The 18,082-nt window shown below is 22.9% G+C and carries 21 protein-coding genes and 1 pseudogene; 5 read left to right on the top strand and 17 right to left on the bottom strand.

The annotated features are described in order from the left end of the window. Nucleotides 1-106: 106 nt before the first annotated feature. The 13 genes and pseudogenes from M8044_RS01900 to M8044_RS01840 all read right to left on the bottom strand — a co-directional run bounded on the left by M8044_RS01900 (nt 107) and on the right by M8044_RS01840 (nt 8,934). The gene (locus M8044_RS01900; protein ID WP_277999095.1) at nt 107-1,327 is read right to left on the bottom strand and encodes a hypothetical protein; all 1,221 of its coding nucleotides are present in this window, start codon (nt 1,325-1,327) and stop codon (nt 107-109) included. A gap of 425 nt (nt 1,328-1,752) precedes the next feature. After that, nucleotides 1,753-2,085: a hypothetical protein gene (locus tag M8044_RS01895; RefSeq protein WP_273585375.1), complete on the bottom strand. Its 333-nt coding sequence runs from the start codon at nt 2,083-2,085 to the stop codon at nt 1,753-1,755. A gap of 2 nt (nt 2,086-2,087) precedes the next feature. After that, nucleotides 2,088-2,366, bottom strand: a complete 279-nt coding sequence (locus M8044_RS01890) for a hypothetical protein (RefSeq protein ID WP_273585374.1) — start codon at nt 2,364-2,366, stop codon at nt 2,088-2,090. A 28-nt stretch (nt 2,367-2,394) separates the two neighbouring features. After that, the gene (locus M8044_RS01885; RefSeq protein ID WP_273585373.1) at nt 2,395-2,667 is read right to left on the bottom strand and encodes an SVM family protein; all 273 of its coding nucleotides are present in this window, start codon (nt 2,665-2,667) and stop codon (nt 2,395-2,397) included. A 25-nt stretch (nt 2,668-2,692) separates the two neighbouring features. Beyond that, nucleotides 2,693-3,145 carry a hypothetical protein gene (locus tag M8044_RS01880; protein ID WP_273585372.1) on the bottom strand — a complete coding sequence of 151 codons (453 nt, stop codon included), beginning with the start codon at nt 3,143-3,145 and terminating at the stop codon, nt 2,693-2,695. 66 nt (nt 3,146-3,211) lie between these two features. Continuing rightward, entirely contained in the window at nt 3,212-3,421 is a 210-nt protein-coding gene (locus tag M8044_RS01875; protein WP_273585371.1) for a hypothetical protein, read from the bottom strand. Nucleotides 3,422-3,515: 94 nt separating this feature from the next. Then, nucleotides 3,516-5,141, bottom strand: coding sequence for a DNA double-strand break repair protein Rad50 (locus M8044_RS01870; protein ID WP_273585370.1), 1,626 nt, complete (start codon nt 5,139-5,141; stop codon nt 3,516-3,518). A 2-nt stretch (nt 5,142-5,143) separates the two neighbouring features. Beyond that, nucleotides 5,144-6,364 carry an AAA family ATPase gene (locus tag M8044_RS01865; RefSeq protein ID WP_273585369.1) on the bottom strand — a complete coding sequence of 407 codons (1,221 nt, stop codon included), beginning with the start codon at nt 6,362-6,364 and terminating at the stop codon, nt 5,144-5,146. Between the two features lie 60 nt (nt 6,365-6,424). Next, nucleotides 6,425-7,027, bottom strand: coding sequence for a hypothetical protein (locus M8044_RS01860; RefSeq protein WP_273585368.1), 603 nt, complete (start codon nt 7,025-7,027; stop codon nt 6,425-6,427). Beyond that, entirely contained in the window at nt 7,027-7,302 is a 276-nt protein-coding gene (locus tag M8044_RS01855; RefSeq protein ID WP_273585367.1) for a hypothetical protein, read from the bottom strand. The genes M8044_RS01860 and M8044_RS01855 overlap by 1 nt, the downstream gene beginning before the upstream one ends. A 180-nt stretch (nt 7,303-7,482) precedes the next feature. Beyond that, complete coding sequence (locus tag M8044_RS01850) at nt 7,483-7,773, bottom strand: HU family DNA-binding protein (RefSeq protein WP_273585376.1); 291 nt, start codon at nt 7,771-7,773, stop codon at nt 7,483-7,485. A gap of 207 nt (nt 7,774-7,980) precedes the next feature. Further along, a pseudogene (locus M8044_RS01845) lies at nt 7,981-8,310 on the bottom strand (single-stranded DNA-binding protein). Further along, the gene (locus M8044_RS01840) at nt 8,311-8,934 is read right to left on the bottom strand and encodes a sigma-70 family RNA polymerase sigma factor (RefSeq protein ID WP_273585366.1); all 624 of its coding nucleotides are present in this window, start codon (nt 8,932-8,934) and stop codon (nt 8,311-8,313) included. 883 nt (nt 8,935-9,817) lie between these two features. On the opposite strand from M8044_RS01840, the gene M8044_RS01835 reads away from it, so the two are divergent. Continuing rightward, complete coding sequence (locus M8044_RS01835; RefSeq protein ID WP_273585365.1) at nt 9,818-10,294, top strand: hypothetical protein; 477 nt, start codon at nt 9,818-9,820, stop codon at nt 10,292-10,294. Nucleotides 10,295-10,513: 219 nt separating this feature from the next. Beyond that, entirely contained in the window at nt 10,514-11,209 is a 696-nt protein-coding gene (locus M8044_RS01830; protein WP_273585364.1) for a hypothetical protein, read from the top strand. Here the strand turns inward: M8044_RS01830 and M8044_RS01825 are convergent. From M8044_RS01825 to M8044_RS01810, 4 genes are all read right to left on the bottom strand, one after another. Then, a complete protein-coding gene (locus tag M8044_RS01825; RefSeq protein WP_273585363.1) occupies nt 11,194-12,066 on the bottom strand; it encodes a deoxyribonuclease IV in 873 nt (290 codons plus the stop codon). The two genes, M8044_RS01830 and M8044_RS01825, sit on opposite strands and share 16 nt — an antisense overlap. Then, entirely contained in the window at nt 12,063-13,301 is a 1,239-nt protein-coding gene (locus tag M8044_RS01820) for a DEAD/DEAH box helicase (RefSeq protein WP_273585362.1), read from the bottom strand. The genes M8044_RS01825 and M8044_RS01820 overlap by 4 nt, the downstream gene beginning before the upstream one ends. A 430-nt stretch (nt 13,302-13,731) precedes the next feature. Beyond that, nucleotides 13,732-14,157: a transcription antitermination factor NusB gene (locus M8044_RS01815; RefSeq protein WP_273585361.1), complete on the bottom strand. Its 426-nt coding sequence runs from the start codon at nt 14,155-14,157 to the stop codon at nt 13,732-13,734. Between the two features lie 32 nt (nt 14,158-14,189). Then, nucleotides 14,190-14,834: a superoxide dismutase gene (locus M8044_RS01810; RefSeq protein WP_273585360.1), complete on the bottom strand. Its 645-nt coding sequence runs from the start codon at nt 14,832-14,834 to the stop codon at nt 14,190-14,192. Nucleotides 14,835-15,122: 288 nt separating this feature from the next. On the opposite strand from M8044_RS01810, the gene M8044_RS01805 reads away from it, so the two are divergent. From M8044_RS01805 to rpsP, 3 genes are all read left to right on the top strand, one after another. Next, nucleotides 15,123-16,451 (top strand): bifunctional folylpolyglutamate synthase/dihydrofolate synthase, encoded by a 1,329-nt coding sequence (locus M8044_RS01805; RefSeq protein ID WP_273585359.1) that lies wholly within the window; start codon nt 15,123-15,125, stop codon nt 16,449-16,451. Nucleotides 16,452-16,883: 432 nt separating this feature from the next. Next, a complete protein-coding gene (locus M8044_RS01800; RefSeq protein ID WP_273585358.1) occupies nt 16,884-17,693 on the top strand; it encodes a Bax inhibitor-1/YccA family membrane protein in 810 nt (269 codons plus the stop codon). 134 nt (nt 17,694-17,827) lie between these two features. Next, nucleotides 17,828-18,070: a 30S ribosomal protein S16 gene (rpsP, locus tag M8044_RS01795; RefSeq protein ID WP_273585357.1), complete on the top strand. Its 243-nt coding sequence runs from the start codon at nt 17,828-17,830 to the stop codon at nt 18,068-18,070. Nucleotides 18,071-18,082: the final 12 nt, after the last annotated feature.

The following is an 18,082-nucleotide window of genomic DNA, read 5'->3' as shown; positions in this document are numbered from 1 at the left end:
AAAGATTTTTTTAATTAACATAATTTTTGGTTTCCTTTCCAATTGTTGAGTTGTGTTGTTAAATAAAAAAAGACCCTGAGAAGGGTCCTTGGTTTGTGATTAAAGATTAATCTAATTCTTGTGGTTTTGGCGGTGGTAGTGTAGTATCTAAAAATTTATAATAAGTTTTTGCAGTTACATTTCCGTCAATATACCAATTATCAAAAAAAATACCATCTACATATTTATAATAATAACTATTTCCGTTTTCATCATAAATATTTCTACTAGAACGGCCGAATTTATTACGGACTTCTTCGCCTGAATAATAATAACCATATTTGATGTAACATTGATTTAGCCAATTTATATAATTAGTTCGATACTGTTCAGCTAATTTAATTTTGAAAGAGCTATCATTACAAATAATTAAATAAATCGTATTATCGGTTTCAAAAAGATGGGAAACGATTTTAACTTTAAAAGGAATATTAAATTTTTTATAGGAAGGTGAAGTAATTTCAAAAGAAATTTCAGCTTCTTTAATTTCTTCTTTGTATTCACCTTCTTTGATTAATGGGGGATAAGTATATAAATTATTTTCACGTTTCCAATCGCGGATGGTTTGATAGGGTTCTAAAGAATCAGGCAATTCGATAATCTTTTTTCTTTTTTGGACGTTAAAATGAAATAAATAAATATTTTTAGCACCGTTTGATAATTTGAGTAAATCTTCTATAGTATAAAATTGGGATTTAATAATATCTTGTTGTAAGTTTTTGATTTGTTTTTCTTTTTGATTGATTATTTCTTTGATAATAGTTTTAAAACTTTCATTTTCTACTTCATTTAATCTTTTTTTATCTTGTTTTTTTAATTCTTGTGTCCATTCTAATTTTCTTTTGAGAGATTGTGTTTTTGGATTTTCAGGAAGAATTCGAATACCATCATCAAAATAAATAGCGTCAATATCAATTTCATGGAAAGTTTCTGATGGTAAAGGCAAAACCAAACCAGTGTGTTGAGTAGCGTTATAACAACCTAATTTAATTAATTTTGGTTCTTTGATGATATTATTTTCTATTAAATAACGATTGATTACTTCTTCTTTGTTTTGATCGGTGAAAATTTTACTTACTACTAAATTTATTCGAGATTGTTCTTCTTGAGGAGGTTTTTCTTGGAAGTCCCAAAAGACAAAAGTTTCTTCAATGGAGGTTTCGTATTTTAAAAGCTCTTCTAAGGTATATTCATTGTCTTCATTAGGATATCTTTCGTTAAAAGGATTGATTCTAGGTTTGAAATAAACACCTAAGAGACTTTTTGGCGGTTCTTTGAGTTTGGACAAAAATAAATTATCACCATAAGGATTATAAGAAGTTTTTTGAAGATTAGTAATAGTCGTTTTGATATCAAAATATTGTAAGATTTCAGGAATACTTTCTTTGGAAAAAACTTGGATATCATGACGGATGAATTGAGGTTGAGTTGCTAACCATTCTTGTTGGAGAGTTTGGTAGTCGGATAATTTAATAGTTGATTTTGTTTGGCGATGAAAGAAAGAATGAGCAGAGATAGAAGAAGAGAAATGAAAAAGAATGATGAATAAAATAATGATTAAATATTTAGATAAAGGGAATTTTTATTAATTTTGACATTGTTGATTACCTCCTAATTTAATTTGGGTTGCAAAATAGTTATTTGTGCGTTAAATAAAAAAAGACCCTGAAGGGTCCTTTGTGAATATTATGAAAAATAAAATTTTATATTAAATTATTTTGTTTCTTCTAGAATCTTATTTAAGTTAGTTGTTTTTTTGTTAATTTTTGTTTCTTTTCGAATTTCTTTTTGAGATTCTAAATTTTCTATTTGTTTTTGTTTTTTTTCTAAAAATTCATTTATGGATATTTTTAAATCAGTGAGGTTTGATTCTAATTTTTTAATTTGTTTTTTCATTTCATTACAATTACTTTGATTTAGTTTTTTAATTTGATTTTGAGTTTGAAAAAATAAAAAAGCTTTAACAACGATAACATTAGATAAAATAATTGTTGAAATATAAAACATATAAGGGATATATTTAGATAAATTTTTTCTTAAATCCATTTTTATAACCTATCTTCTTTATTATTTCTTTTCATATTCATAATTGTTTCTGTTAATTTATCAATTTTTTTATCTATTTTATTGAAATTGTTATTAGTTTCTTTTCTGAATTCATCTACTTTCTTTTCAACTTGATTAATATTGTTTTTTAGATTTTCGCTGTTCAAATTAATATTTTCTTTTAAATTATTATGATTAGTAAAATAAAAAGTAATGCCCATGGACATAATAATACTGATTAAACAAAAAAAAATTTTAAAATATTGTTTTAATTCTTGCATTTTTGCAGGTTATCCTTTTTTTATTTTTTTATAATCTACTAATTGGTTTTTTGTTTGAATTTATTATATCAATTTTTTTAACCATATCTTCTAATGATAAATTTTTATCATTAACATAGTAAGAAATTTTTATAGGTTTCCTTTTTTCGTTAATATTTTTACTTTTAATGTTATAAATTATTTTTAAAGGATTATTATTTTCCATTGCCATAACGGAATTATTATTAGTAATTAAAAACAATCTTAAACCAATAAATAAAAATACATTTAATAATAATAAATTATTTTTAAATTTAAACATTTAACAAATACTCCTTTATTTTATTTTATTCCTCAGCTGAGGAGATGATATAGATAATTTCAGGGGTTATTGTTTTAAGATAAATAGGGTGGTGCCATTCTTGTAATTTTTCACAACATTTTTTTTCTTCTTCGGTAATATTAGAAGGTAATAAGTTTTTATCATTTTTTGTTGAAAAAAAATAAGTTTTGATTTTTTCAAAATTTTTTGAATTAGTTTTAAATTTAGGTTTAATGTTATTAATATCATTTTTGAGTTTATTTAAATATTTTTCAATATCTAATAAATAATTGTTCATTCTAACTTTAGAAGAATTTAAAGTTTTTTGACTTAAATCAAACTCCACATCACAAAGATATCCTTCCATTTCAAATTCGATGTTTTCAATAGAATGTTGAATTCTAGATATTAGATAATTGAAGTTTTTTTTTTCAAATTCCTCTATTTCTGTTAGGTGAACAATTTCATCTTGTTCCACTTTTTTTATAAAATATTGAGAAGAATTAATAAGTTTGGGTTTTAGTTTTTTTTCTAATAAAAATAATTAATGCCGAAAATCTTGGATTTTTTCATTTATTAAATTTATTTCATTTTGAATATTTTTATCAAAATTTTCAAATTTAGAATATGTAATATTTTTTTTATTATTGATAATTTGATAAAAACCAATAATTGAAAATGTGATAATAAGACAAGCAATAATAATAGTTAATAAATGTTTTTTGAAAAAATTATTAGTATTTATCAATTTCATTTCCCTTCTGATAATAGTGATTATTTATCAAATATCGAAATTTGAATATTATCATTATTATACAATTTTATGAATTAAATTGTTTAAAAAAGTTTTATTTATTAGGAATCATAACCATTTCAGGAATTTTAGTTTGACGTTTTTGTTGGAATCGTTGTTGAGCACGAGCGTAATTTGGAGATTTTTGTTTTAATTCTTCTTTTTTCACGTTAATTTCTTCGTTTTTGAAATATAATTCTTCTTCTAGTTCATCGTGTTTTTTTTCTAATTTTGGTATATCTGATATTTGGGTTCTTTTATCATCTATTTCTTCAACTATTTTACTGTATTCATCAATTATGGTTTTTATTTTTTTTCGATTTGTTTCATCTTCTATTACCGTCTCTGTTATGAAGTCTTTTATTTTTTTATCTATTAATTTTACATCGTCGTGAGCTTCATATTCTTTTAGTTTCTTTTCGTAGTCTTTGTAATCAGCATCAAGTTTGGCTAAATCGCGGTCGATGTCGTTACAATACGAGTCTAAAGTTTCTTTGGTAATCATTGGTGCTGATTCTTTGTTTTCATTGGCTACTTCGTTATACATATGCCATAAACGATGACCTTCGTGAAGAACTAAAGTGGCTTTGCCCATACCTTGAGCATATTTTCTGGTGACGTTAATAGTTTTTCCTAATGTTTTGATCCCAAATTTAGCAGGAATTAAATCGGCAACTTTATCGAAAGCTTTAAAACCAAATTTAAAGACATTACCGAAAGAAAATTCATTTTCTTTTTCATAGGTTGTCATACGGTTGTGCATTGCTCGGTATTTTTCTTTGAGCACTTTATATAAATCTCGTTCAGTTTCGATTTCTTTTAATTTTTGGTTTATTTCATCGATTTTTTTGGTAATTTCGGCTTTATGTTCTTCACGAGTTATTATAAAATTCGATAATTCCAAAATTACTTTATCTAATCTATTTAATCCTTCAATTAAAAATTGTTTTGATTTTTGAGCACCTTGTAATTGTTCAGAAAGAGATTCATATTTGATTTCTGATCTGCGAATTTCAGATTTTATTTTAGATATTTGACCGATTAATTCTGTAGTTTCTTCTTGTAATTTTTTGATTTCGGCTCTTATTTTAATTTTGTCATCTAGTGATGCTAGTTTGGCTTCTTCTTGTTTTTTAGAAATTTCTTTTTCTTTTTCAGCTTTTTGTTTTTCTAAATCGATTAATTTGCCTTTTAAAATTTCAATATTACCTGATGTTTCTTTTAATTGTTTTTTAATTTCTTTGATCTTTTCTTCATTTTTAGATAAAGCTTCTTTTATTTGTTCTTTTTGTTCTTGGTTAAGTTCTTGTTTTTCATATAATGTTTTTAATTCATCTTCACATTTTTTTAATTCACCTTCCCAATCGGATTTGAGCCCTTTGTAATCATTAATGGTTTGGTCATATTTGTCAATAGCTTTATCAATTTCATTGATTAATTGGCTGACATATTTAGAGGATGGTTCTTTTGGTTGATAAAAGAAAGAGAGATAAATGAAACTTAAACATCCAAAAATAATTAAAAAATAAATTAAATAACCTTTCCAAGCGTTTTTATATGTTGGATAATATTTTCTTTTGATAAAAAGAAAACTACCAAAAAGAATACTAGCTAGTAAAAACCAAGTGAAATAAGATTTAAAAGTAAAATAACTTTTCAATAAGTCTAAAGGTGATAACATTCTTATCCACTTCCTTTCTTTTGATTTTCGATTTGTTCTAATATTTCTATGTTTTGAGAAATGATCATTTGGTAAGCTTGTTTTAAGTCTTCAGAATTGATTTCGTTTCTTTTATTTTCGTCAGTTCCTCTGTTTTGAGCGAAGATGGTCACTGTTGTTTTTAAAAGGTTTTCTAAAGTACGATTGGCTTTTAAAAATGATTTATTCTTAGGTAAATTTTCTAAAGCTTCATTAATAATTTCTAATAAGTATTGTTTAGCTTCTTGGCTATAAGGGTTTTGGCGTTTGTTAATCATGAATTCTAAGAATTTTTTACGTTCTTCTTTATTACCAGGTTTTACTTCGATGTTGTAAGTAAATCTTGATTTGATAGCTTCATCAATTTGTTCTACATGGTTAGTCGCCCCGATAATGAAAATAGGTTTTGCAGGGTTATTTTCAAAAGAGGTCATTTCAGTTTTGAATTGATTGACCACATTGGCGATTTCTGAACCAGTTTCTAAAGTTGCTAAATCAGTAAAAATGGTTTCACATTCATCTAAAAAGATGATAGCTCCGTTCTTTTTGTCTGCTTCTTTTCTAGCTACTTCAAATAAATCTTTGACCATTTGAGGCGCTAAGCCTTTATATTTTTGCGAGAATAAAGAACTAGAAACTTCAAAGAAAGGTAATTTAGCTTCTTTGGATAAGGCTCTCGCTAAAGTGTTTTTACCTGTTCCTGGGCAACCATACATTAAAATTCCTAGTGGCGGTTCTACTTCGCCAATTCCTTGGTAGTTATCTTTATTTTTAAGATAATCTAAAAATCCTTCCACTGCTTTTAACTCTTTTTTAAAACCAATTAGCTTATCAAAAGATAAGAATTTTTGAGGATTAGATGGTTTAAAAAATGATTCTTCTGCTTCAGATTGTTGTACCTCGGTTGTTAATGACTCTAATTTAGGTTGTAATTGAGTTTGAAATTCATTTATGAATTCATTGTTTTGAGTTGTTATTTCTTTTTTTAATTCATTTTGGTTTTGATGGATTTGGGTTTTTATTTCTTGTAAGTTTTTATTTTGATTTTCGAGTCTTTTATGGTGATTAATGATTTGTTTTTCAGTTTCAGTTAAAGTTTGATGGTGAACCCACACATAAGTTCCTAGACAAAAAGAAAAAAATAAGAGGATAATAGTTATCATTAAATGTTTTGATAATGAATTTTGATTGATTTTCTTTTTCATTTCGTTATTTCCTTTCTCAATAAAAAAAGACCAAGCAAAAACTTGATCTTTATTGATAAATTACGATAATTGAGTTATTTTGTTTTCAATAGTTTGACTGCCACCACTAAAAGCTTTTCCTTGGGTGTCAACTAATTCATAATCACAAATTAATGCTAATTGAGGATCTTTTTCCTTAATAATTTCTTTTTGTTCGATGCTGATTTGGATTTTCATAGTTCCAACACCATTTTCTAAAATCATTAAAGGACGTTTAGTATCTTCATATTCCTGATTGTTAACTTTTAACGATAAATTAAAATATTTTTCAGAATTATTAAAAGTTTCTTGAGTATCATAGCGAGTAGATATTTTTAAATATAAAGGAGTTGTAAGTTCCATTCCATTACTATTCAAAGTAGCTTCATGTTCGACTGTAATTAAATGGTGATATTTTTGTACATTTAAATTCGGAATGGGAATAGGTAAAAGGGTTTTGTCTTCATTATTTCCCCCTGTTCTTTCAACATTAAAAGAAGGACAATTATTCATCAATTGAATTTTTTCTTTTTTTTGTTGGGCGAAGTAATTTTTTAAGGCATAAAGTGAAGCGATGGTAAAAAATACACTGATCAAAACCACTAAAGTGGTGAAAATTTTATTTTTAGTTTGAATTTTCGTCATTATTTTCCTCCTGGGATAATTGATTTTATTAAAGTAATTAAATTATTGATTCCTGTTGTAAACCAAGGAATTTTATTTTCATAATAAAGAGTGAATAAAGATAAAAGTGAATTTAAAATGATAATAGTATAAGTGATTTTTTGTAAAAAAGGTATTTTTTTGATTGTTAAAATTTTGGTTTCCTTTGTTATTGTTTTTGGTACATTTTTATTAGTTTTTTCTTTGTTTTTTGGTTTGTTTTTATTTTTATTTCTTTTCATAATTATTTTTGACATAGAGTTTTTCTCCTTTAAGTTTTTTGAAATTATTTATTTGTTTTGTTTTCGTTGTTATCTTTTTTGGTTTTTTCTTGGAAGGTATAAAAAGGTAACCAACAAAACAATAATGAGACTTGTTATTTAAACTATTCCTGAAATGATTTCAGATGATTGGTTTTCTATTTTTGAACTTTTTTATTATTTTAAAATTAAAGTTTTCGCTTTATCTTTGATGGTTTTAGATGGTTTGAAAGTTACTACTGTTTTTGCAGGGATTTTTAGTTTTTTCTTTGTTTTAGGGTTTATGCCGATGTAGGCTTTTCTTAATTTTAGTTTGAATTTACCAATTTGAGGTGATAAAACTACTTTTTCATTAGTAGTTATTGCTTCGATTAAAGTCTTTTCGAAGATGTGATAAAATTTTTCTGTTTTAGTTATGGAAGTTTTGTTGGCTAAAGCTATTTTTTTAATTAATTCTTTTTTTGTCATAATGATTTGACTCCTTTTGTTTGATTTTTGTTGGTTACTGCGGTCTTGAAAATAAGTACCATGATAAATTTCCGTTAAAGCATCACTCATTTTTTTGTTTTCTCCTTTATTTTTTTATTTCTTTTGGTGTCCTTACCAATTTGTTGTGTTTTTTTCCAATAAAAAACCCCTTTTGAAAAGGGGTTAGATGATTATAAGTTTATTGTTTTAAAAAGGTAAAGTTTCTTGAGGTTTTTTGTCTAAAAAGATCACGTTTTGAAGAATAACTTTAGTGTTAGTTTTAGTTTAGCCTTCATTATTTGTGTATTTTTGAATGGATAACATTCCTTCAAGATAAAATTTAGAACCTTTATGTAAATATTTTTTCATGTTTTCGGCTTGTTTCCGAAAAATCACACAAGGAATGAATTGGGCTTTATCTTTCATGTTCAAAGCTAATTGGAAATCGATTTTAGGGATTTGTTTATTGTTTGAATTGATATATTGTTGTTCTAAATCATGGCTGAAACGGCTGATTAATTGGACTTTATTTAACATTTAATTTCTCTTTTCTATATATTTTTTTAATTTTTTAATGGCGATATTTTTAATATTTTCTATTTGTTTTAAAGATACATTAATTTTTTCAGCGATTTCAGTGTTGGTATAACGCCTTTGATAATCTTCGTTGATATTTTCTAAAGGAACGCCAAAACTAAAATGGATAATTTTGAATTCGTTTTCGCTTAATTTAGCTTTCATTTTTTTTAAAAAAATTTCATGATTAACTTGTTTTAACCATAATTGATGTGGATTAAGGGTTTTATTCCAATTAGGTTGTGTATATTGTTCTTCTTTAAAACTGATATTGTTGGGTTTGGTTGTTTTTTGTAGGATTGAAGGAGAATGACTTTTTCTTATTAGTTCTCTGATTTCGGATTTGATAGTAGGAGCAGCGTAAGCGATAAAGTCATAACCTAAATCTTCGTAATTATCCAGGGCTTTGATTAATCCTAAAATTCCTTCTTGATATAAATCTTCTTTGGTTAAAACTCGAGGATAATATTGAAATTGATTTACTATTTTTTTGATTAATGGTAAATGAAGTCCAATTAATTGATCTCGTATTTCTAAATTCTTTTTATTTTTTAAAAAATCTTTAAATAATTCTTGTCTTAACATTAGAATCCTTTCTCAAAATGATTTTAGAAAAGATAAGAAATTATTTTTTAGTTTTTAAAAAGAAAAAAAGACTAACTTAATAGTTAATCTTAAAGAATTTTTAAAAATTAAAAAGTGTCTAAAATTTTGGAACAGCTCACTATTTTTGAATGCAAATGGATTGATAAACAAATATTTTATAATTTTATTAAGCAATTGGAAACCAAAAAAAGAACATTTAAATAAAATAGCTATTTTCCCCCTTAATAATATTAAATTAGTTTTTTTTCTAAAAATAGTTTTGACGATGAAATAGCAAAATATATAAGCGAATATCTTTGTTTTAAACTTGAAGATTTATATAATGTTGATTAATTGAATTAATTTTATTTTTTTGTATTATATATAAGGTTAATTTTTTCAATATTTTTTTAATATTTAAAATCGAAATTGAAAATTATTATTATATTATTTAAAATTTTTTTATTTTTAGCTATTTAATTGTTATAATTGTTTTAATTATTTAATTTTAAAACAAAACTTTATGCACATAAAATACTTTAAAATTTTTTTATTTATATTTTGGTAAAAATAATATTTTTTTTGTGTTTTTTTTGTTATGTTTGTTTTTTTGATAAAGTAAATATAATTTAAATTTATAATTTTTCTGATTTTTTTATCTAAAAAATTATGTATCGATTTAAAAAAATTATAATTTTTGTAAGATAAATATTGTATTTTTTTAAGAATAATTTTTTGAAATTATTTTTAATTATATTGGGAATAAAAATAAATAATATTTTTATTTTTAATTTTTATTAAGTATTAAAATATAAATTTTTAAATCACTAAGTTATATTGATTAATTCGTTATTAATTGATTAGAAAGTATTTTTTAAAAATAATGTTTATGAAAAAAGAATTGTTACATAATTATTTTTATTTTTATTGTTTTATATTTATTGTATTTTTAAGTTTTTTTATTTTTTTTAAAATTTATGAAATTACTTTAAAGTCTGATAATAACAAAACTATCATTTTATATAAATATAAAGTTATTAAAGGAGAAAAAGGCGAACGAGGAGAACAAGGACCGCCAGGTGCTAAAGGAGAACAAGGAAAACCAGGCAAACGAGGAAAAAGAGAAAAGAAAAGCTCTAAAGGAGAAAAAGGCGAACGAGGAGAACAAGGACCGCCAGGCGCTAAAGGAGAACAAGGAAAACCAGGAAAACGAGGAAAAAGAGGAAAAAGAGGAAAAAAAAGCGCTAAAGGAGAAAAAGGCAAACGAGGAGAACCAGGTGTAATATGTATACAAGAAGAATCACTAAACACCATAGAAGGAACAGACAATAACTCAGAAGGACTACAAATACAAATATAAAATCATAAGCCAAGAAAAAAACACAAGATAGTATGACTTTACAACAGAAAACAAAAAGAAGATGTGTTTAAGAGTTATTATTATTATCATCTTTTTTAAATAATTATTAAAATAAGTAATAAGAATTATCTGGGTTGTGTATTTTTTTTAACCCAGAAGAATTTTTTATCTATTTTAATAAAAATAACGATATCTATATAAATTTATTAAGGAATTTTTATGAAAAAAAATATAAATATAATTCAATTAAAAAAATTAAACTTTAGTTCTCTTTTTATTTCTATTTCTTTAGTTTTATTTCAAATAAATTCAATATATTTAAAGAGCCAAATTAAAATGCCTTTTGTTTATTCTAATTATTGGATTTTTTGGCATTTACCTTTGTTTTTTATAGGATTGTTTTTTTCTTTGCGTGACACTTTGTTTTTTCTTTTTATTTATATGTTTATTGATGTTAGTTTGTATTCATGCCCTAAATATATTATAGAACTTACAGCATTAAATTATGGGGACAATATTACTTTAAAAGTTTTTAGACTTTTATCCTTGATTATATTAGGAACTTGTATACCTATTTTAACTCATATATTTGTTTCTGTTTTTATAAATTGTCGTAAAAATAATTATAAGAAAATATTTTTTTGTTTTTGTTTAATTGTTTTTTTACAAAGTATTTCTAGGACTTTTAATGGTTATTTTAATTATTTACCATATCTTATAGAAAATTTTAAAGAAAGTGATTTTATTTCAAAATTTATCCAAAATTCTTCTTTTAACATATTAATATGTCTTTGGGGATTGAATTTGATCCCTATTTTTATTTCAAATTTTTTGAATTTTATTGTTTTTTTTATCATAAAACCTAGAATTATAAAAATTTATGAATTATATTTTCCAAATTATTCTTTTAAATGAGGATTAAATTTTTTGTTCTTAATCATATCAATTTCTTTTTTATAAGGGGGCAAATTTTTTATAAAAGGGGTTTCTAAAATTTTAGGTAAGTGTAAAAAATCAGAATAATAAATAATGTTTATTAAAGCATCGAATCCTATTTGACCATAACCTATATTTTCGTGTCGATCTTTTTTACTACCTAAATCATTTTTAGAATCGTTAATATGAAAAAGAGTTAAATATTTTAAACCGATAATATTATTAAATTCTTCCATAACTTCCGTAAATTTATTTTTAATATCATAACCTGCATCAAAAACATGACAAGTATCAAAACAAACCCCGATTCTATCTTTGTTTTCTATTAAATCAATAATATCTTTTAATTCTTTAAAACAAGAACCTATTTCTGTACCTTTGCCAGCCATAGTTTCTAAAGTTATTTTATTTTTTAAATGATTTGTGTTTTTTAAAATTTGATTAATTCCTTTTGCAATGAATTTAATAGCTTCTTTTTTAGGTTGTTTCAAATAATTACCAGGATGCAAAACTACTTGAGGAATTTGTAAATGAGTGAATCTTTTTAATTCATCGGTTAAAAAAGAGATAGCAAAATTTCTTTTTTCTAAAGAAGGATTAGCTAAATTAATAATATAGGGAGCATGTCCTGCTAAGTCTTTTAGAGAAATTTTGTTTTTTTGCATTTCTCTTAATGTTTCTTGGATGTAAGTTTGATAGATATTTACTCTTTTAGTATTTTGCGGAGGCCCTGAATAAATCATAAAAGTATTAGAACCAAAAGATAATGCTTCCTTAAGAGCATTTAAATAAAATTTAGGACTTTTGAATGATACGTAGCTACCTATTTTAATCATTTTTGTTTTTTATATTTGAAACCTTTCTTTTTATTTTTTGAATAAATGAAATTAGTTTTTTTATTTCTATTTGGAATAAAATTATTTTTCTTAGTAGAAGCAAATCTTTTTTTAGGTATATTTTTTTTTACTTCTGTTTCAATTTCACGAAAACTATTTTCAGTTAATGTTATTTTTTGAAACGAAATATTATAATTTTTTTGAATTTTTGTTAAAGAAGTTTGATCTTTTTCGTCATAAAAAATAATTACTTTACCTTCTTTTCCCATTCTTCCTGTTCTACCGCTACGATGTTGAAAAAATTCTAAATTTTTAGAAGGCAAATCATAATGAATTACCCATTCAATGTCTAAATCTAAACCTCTAGCTACTAAATCACTAGCTAAGATATATTGATATTTATTTTTTTTAATATCTGTCATTAAATATTTTCTTTGTTTTGATGTTAAATCAGAGGAAAAATTCAAAATATTCATTTTATGTATTTTTAAAAAATTATATATTTTATTTTGTTCTTCTTTTTTAGAAATAAAAATTAAAGCAGAATAAGGATTTAAGTTTTTCATTAAATGTTTTAAATCATTTAAGCGTTTGTCTAAAGAGCTTTTTAGAAGGTAATATTTTAAATTTAATTTTTGTTGAGAATTTACATCTAAAAATAAAGATTTGCCGAAATATTTTTGAATAAATGGGTTCATATTATTTGCGATGGAAGCCGAGAATAATAAAATTTTCGGTTTCCATTTTGTTAACAAGAGATCTAATGAAGATAAAGATTTTTGTTCAAATAAAGTATCTGCTTCATCTAAGACTAAAAAAGAAGATTTATAAATGTTTAGTTTTTTTAAAATAATTGTATACTCGATTAATTTATTCAAAGTAGTTATGATTAAAGGAGGTTGTTTTTTTTCTAAACTTTTTAATATTTTTTCTTTATTCATTCCTCCATAAAGAATTTTTACTTGAGAATTTCTTTGTTCAATTTCTTTAATCATTTGAAAAACTTGGAAAATTAATTCATTAGTCGGTACAATAATAACTGCTTGAATTATATTTTTGTCCCAATTAATTTTGCTTAAAATTGGTAATAAATAAGCATGAGTTTTTCCTGTACCTGTAGGAGCACTACCTACTAAATGATAAGGTTTGTTAAAATGCATGAATACTTCTTTTTGAATTGGAGTTAACTGGCGAAAATTCAATTGTTTTAATTTATTTTTAATATAATTTTCCATTTTTTTATCCTTTTTGATGAAAATAAATAATTTTTAGTATTTTTTTTCATTATATATATTTTATATATAATATAAGTATATATAAAAGTTTGAAATTTGATTTTTTTTTATTTAAATAAGTTAATTAAAAAATTGATATTTGAGAACAAAAATATTCTTTTATTTTAAAAAAAAACGAGAGGCTTCGAAATGAAAAAAAAAAATAATTATAAAAATAAGCAAAAATCAATAAAAAAAAGTAATTCTTCTAATTTGCTAAAAAATAAAGTATCTTTACTTAGTAAATTATTTTTAATAATTTTAATTTCGATTTTTCTTTGTCCTTTTTTATTTGGTTTATTTAAATTTATAGAATATATTTATAGAATATATTATTAAATCATCCAAATAAAAAAAGATTTCTTCGAAAAATTAAAAAAAACGAGCTTTTTTAAAACTCGTTTGTTTTATATTTATTTTGTTGAACATCTTCATAAATTAAATGCAAAATCTTATTATTGAATTTATATTGTTTATCATCATTTAAAGTGGAATATTCTTTACTAAGTTCAATAGCTTCGTTGATAATAATTTTATGAGAATTTTGTTGTTCTAATAATTCTAAGGTAGCTAAGCGAAGAATTGCTTTGTCTACTTTATTTAATCTATTTATTTCGTATCCATATAAACTTTTATTAATGATTTTATCGATTAAACAAATATTTTTTATAATGTGTTTTAAAATAAAATGATTTTGGACCTCATTATTTTTATTTATTTTTTTTTGATACAAATCATATTGATCTTGATAAAAATCATATTGGTATAAACCAATAATAATATCAAATCTTATTTTTTTCATTTTTTTAGGCAACATAAAAATATTTTTTTAGTATAATAACCTATCATTTAAATTTTTGAAGATGAATTATGCGAAAGTGCTTTTTTTAAATATTTTTCTACTTGCGACCAATTAATAACATTGTAAAAAGCCTCTATATAATCTATACGACGATTTTGATAACTTAGGTAATAAGCATGTTCCCATACGTCTATACCTAAAAGAGGATGACCGATATTTAAAACTGTATTTTGGTTAGGAGTATTAATGATTTTTAAATTATTTTGAAAATCACAAATTAACCATGTCCAACCACTACCAAAAAGACTTTTTGCTTTTTCTGTTAATTGATTTTTGAAATTTTCTAAATTACCAAAAGTTTTTTTAATTAATTGATTTATTTGAAAAGCGTCATTTAAAGTTTCGTTTAATTTTAAGATAGTCCAAAAAAAAGAATGATTAAAATGACCTCCTCCATTATTTAAAACTATTTTTTGAATTTCTTCATTTGGCAACGAGGATGCATTTTTTAATAGATCTTCTAAATCTTTATTAAAAATTTTGTATTTGTTTAAAACGGTATTTAGATTATTAATATAAGTTTGATGATGTTTAGTGTAGTGAATTTCCATTGTTTTAGCATCTATAAAAGGTTCTAAAGCGTCATATGAATAATTTAATTTTGGTAATTTAAATAAAACTTCGTTGTTCATGAGTTAGAGATTTATTTCCTTTCTTACAAATATACTTCTATAATTATTATAATTTTTTTGTTAAATAATAATTTTAAGATGAAAATTAAATTTAAATTATTATTTAAATTACAACACTCTTATTATATAATAATGTTATAAAAATCTAAAGTGTTGTAAAAATCTAAATAAGTTATTTTGAATGATTATTTTTTTTAATACAAATTATTAATAAAAGAATTTTTCAGTGATGAAAATATTTTTAATAAAAAAAAGATTGACGCAAATAAGGATCATAATATAAATATTATGAAAAATAAAAAAAATGCTTTATTTTGGTTACATAATCAAGCTAAAAATCAAGACAAAATAGATTCTACTTTTTTTAATTTGTATGAAATAAAAGCTTTACTGAAATTATTAAATAATCCAGAAAAAAAAATAAAAGTTATTCATGTGGCAGGCACTAATGGCAAAGGTTCTACTGTTTATTATTTAAATGGTTTATTACAAACTAAATTTAAAAAAGTAGGTATTTTTGTTTCGCCTCATATTGAAATATTTAATGAAAGAATTCAAATTAATTCTCAATTTATTTCTGATGATGATTTGGTTAAAATAATAAATAAAATTAGACCTTTAATAAGTTATTTAAAACAAAATAATCTTGCTGGCGGTAATATAACTTATTTCGAAATTTTAACTGTTATAGCTTTTGAATATTTTTATTATAAAAAAACTGATATTTGTGTTATAGAAGTTGGTTTAGGTGGTGAATTAGATAGTACTAATGTAGTAGAACCTATTTTGACAGCTATTACCACAATTGGTAGAGATCATGAAAGATTTTTAGGCCATAATTTAAAACAAATTGCCTTAAAAAAAGCAGGTATTATTAAATATAAAATTCCTATAGTTACCGGAAATATTTCTAATATACCTTTAAGTGTGATTTGTGCAAAAGCCAAAGAAAAAAAAGCTATTCATTATAAATTTAAAAAAGATTTTTCAATATTTTATTATGGTTTATATAAATGGCATGAGTATTTTGATTTTCGAAATAAAAATTTTAAAATAAAAAAATTAAAAACTCCTTTAATAGGTTATTATCAACCGGAAAACGCTTCTATGGCTATTCAAATATTTATTTTAGTTTGCGAATTACAAAAAATTAATTTTACTCGATTCAATATTATTCAAGGATTGCAGAATATTCATTTAAGAGCTAGAATGGAAAAATTACAAGATGAACCTTTAATTTTTTTAGATGGCGCTCATAATGTTCATTCTATTAAAAAATTAGTTCAAACGATGAATAAAAATTTTATTAATTATAAGATTGATGTTTTATTTACTGCTTTAAAAGACAAGAATATCTTGAATATGTTAAAGCAATTAACTTTGTTAGAAAAAACAAATATTTATTTAAGTGAATTTGAACATTTAAAAAGTCTTCGTTTAAACCCAAAATATAACAAAGTAAATATTCATAAAATATTTAATATTTTTTGTTGGCAAAATAAAGTAAAAGAATTTATAATTCAAAATTCACCTAATAAATTACTTTTAATAGTGGGTTCTTTGTATTTTGCTTCTCAAGTACGTCATTTTTTAATGAATTTTAATAAAAATGAATAATTATAATATTTTGAAATAATAAATATTATTACCTTATAATATAAATTTTTCTAACAAAAGTATTTAATTTAAATTAAAATATTACAATAAAAAAATATATTTTTTGTCAAATATTTTCATTTTTTTATTATAATTTAATGAATAATTTATTTAAAATAAAATTAAATTAAAATTGTAAAATCTAATTATGAAATTTGTAAAAATTTAATTATGCAAAAAACAAGAATATAAAAAATTTTATAAAGCAGTATTGATTTTTTTTAAAAAAATATATTTAAATATGTGTTTGGATATATTATTGCTTTAAATATTAAATTTATTATATATAATATTTATAGTAATATTTTTATTTTGCTGTAATATTAAAATAAAATATAAAATATTTAGATATATTATATAGATATATTATAATAGAAAGGATAAAATAATCTGATGTTTGGAGATAAAATTAAAATAAATTCTGGTTTAGAACAGATTAAAAATAATTTTTTTACCGTTTCTCAATCTAATATTATTTATCAGACAAGAGTAACACGTAAAGGTATTGCTATAAAAACAATTTTATTGTTATTAGTTTCTGCTTTATCCGCAGGGATGGTTTATTATTCTTTAAGTAATTATAGTTTGATAGATAAATTACCTCTTTATTTAATATTTATGCCATTGTTGGTAACTTTTATATCTTATAGACAGGGAATCAGTTCTGTATCAAGTTCTAAAATATGTTCTTTTGTTTATTCGATTTTTAGCGGTATTCCTATAGGTTGTGTTTTAAATATATTGAAAATGCAATACGGGAATGTTATTTTGCAATTAGCTGCATTAGCTTTATTTTCTACTTTTTTAATTTTTTTGATTGTATCTTATTTATATTATAACGGATCTTTAGCTTTATCAGCTGATGCTCCATTATTAAAAAATATGTATTTGATTTTTTTTGTTTTATTCGGAGTAGAAACATTTTATTTTTTTGTTTTACTATTTAGCGGATCTCAAAGTACTTGGTTTTCACTTTTTTTTAATACTTTTTTAACTATTCCTATTAATTTCTTTTTTATATGTTTTTCTGTAGTTGTTTTGATTTTACATTTTAATTATGTCGAAAATATGGTTATGAATAGCATGCCAAAAAAATATGAATGGCAATTATCTTTAGTTTTTGTTTCTCTTTTCATATCTATTTTTATAAGAATATTAAATATTTTAATTCGTTTAAAGTCATTATTTAGCGAAAAAGATTAAAAAATAAATTGATTTATTGTTCATTCAAGAATTTTAATTAAAAATAATAAAAGAAATTTCGCAAATTATAAATAAATAAAACAAATTTATGTTTTTTATTTTTACATTTTTTTATAGAAAGTGAGTTTTTTTAAATGTCAACAAAAATACGTTTACAACGTTTTGGTAATCATAAAAGACCTTTTTATCGTATAGTGAGTACTACGTCTCATAATAAAAGAGATGGTAAATTTTTAGAAATTTTAGGTACTTATGAACCATTTCGTAATTTAGTTAATATAAATTTAGAAAAAGTTGAAAAATGGTTATCTTTTGGCTCTCAACCTACCAAAACTGTCGAAAGTTTATTGAAAAGAGCTAAACGAAAAAATAAATGAATTTCAAATAAA

This window comes from Columbia Basin potato purple top phytoplasma (assembly GCF_028595955.1).
In the GTDB taxonomy this organism is placed as follows: domain Bacteria; phylum Bacillota_I; class Bacilli_A; order Acholeplasmatales; family Acholeplasmataceae; genus Phytoplasma.
The sequence above is the reverse complement of the archived record's forward strand: the minus strand, read 5'-3'. Positions and strand labels throughout refer to the sequence as shown.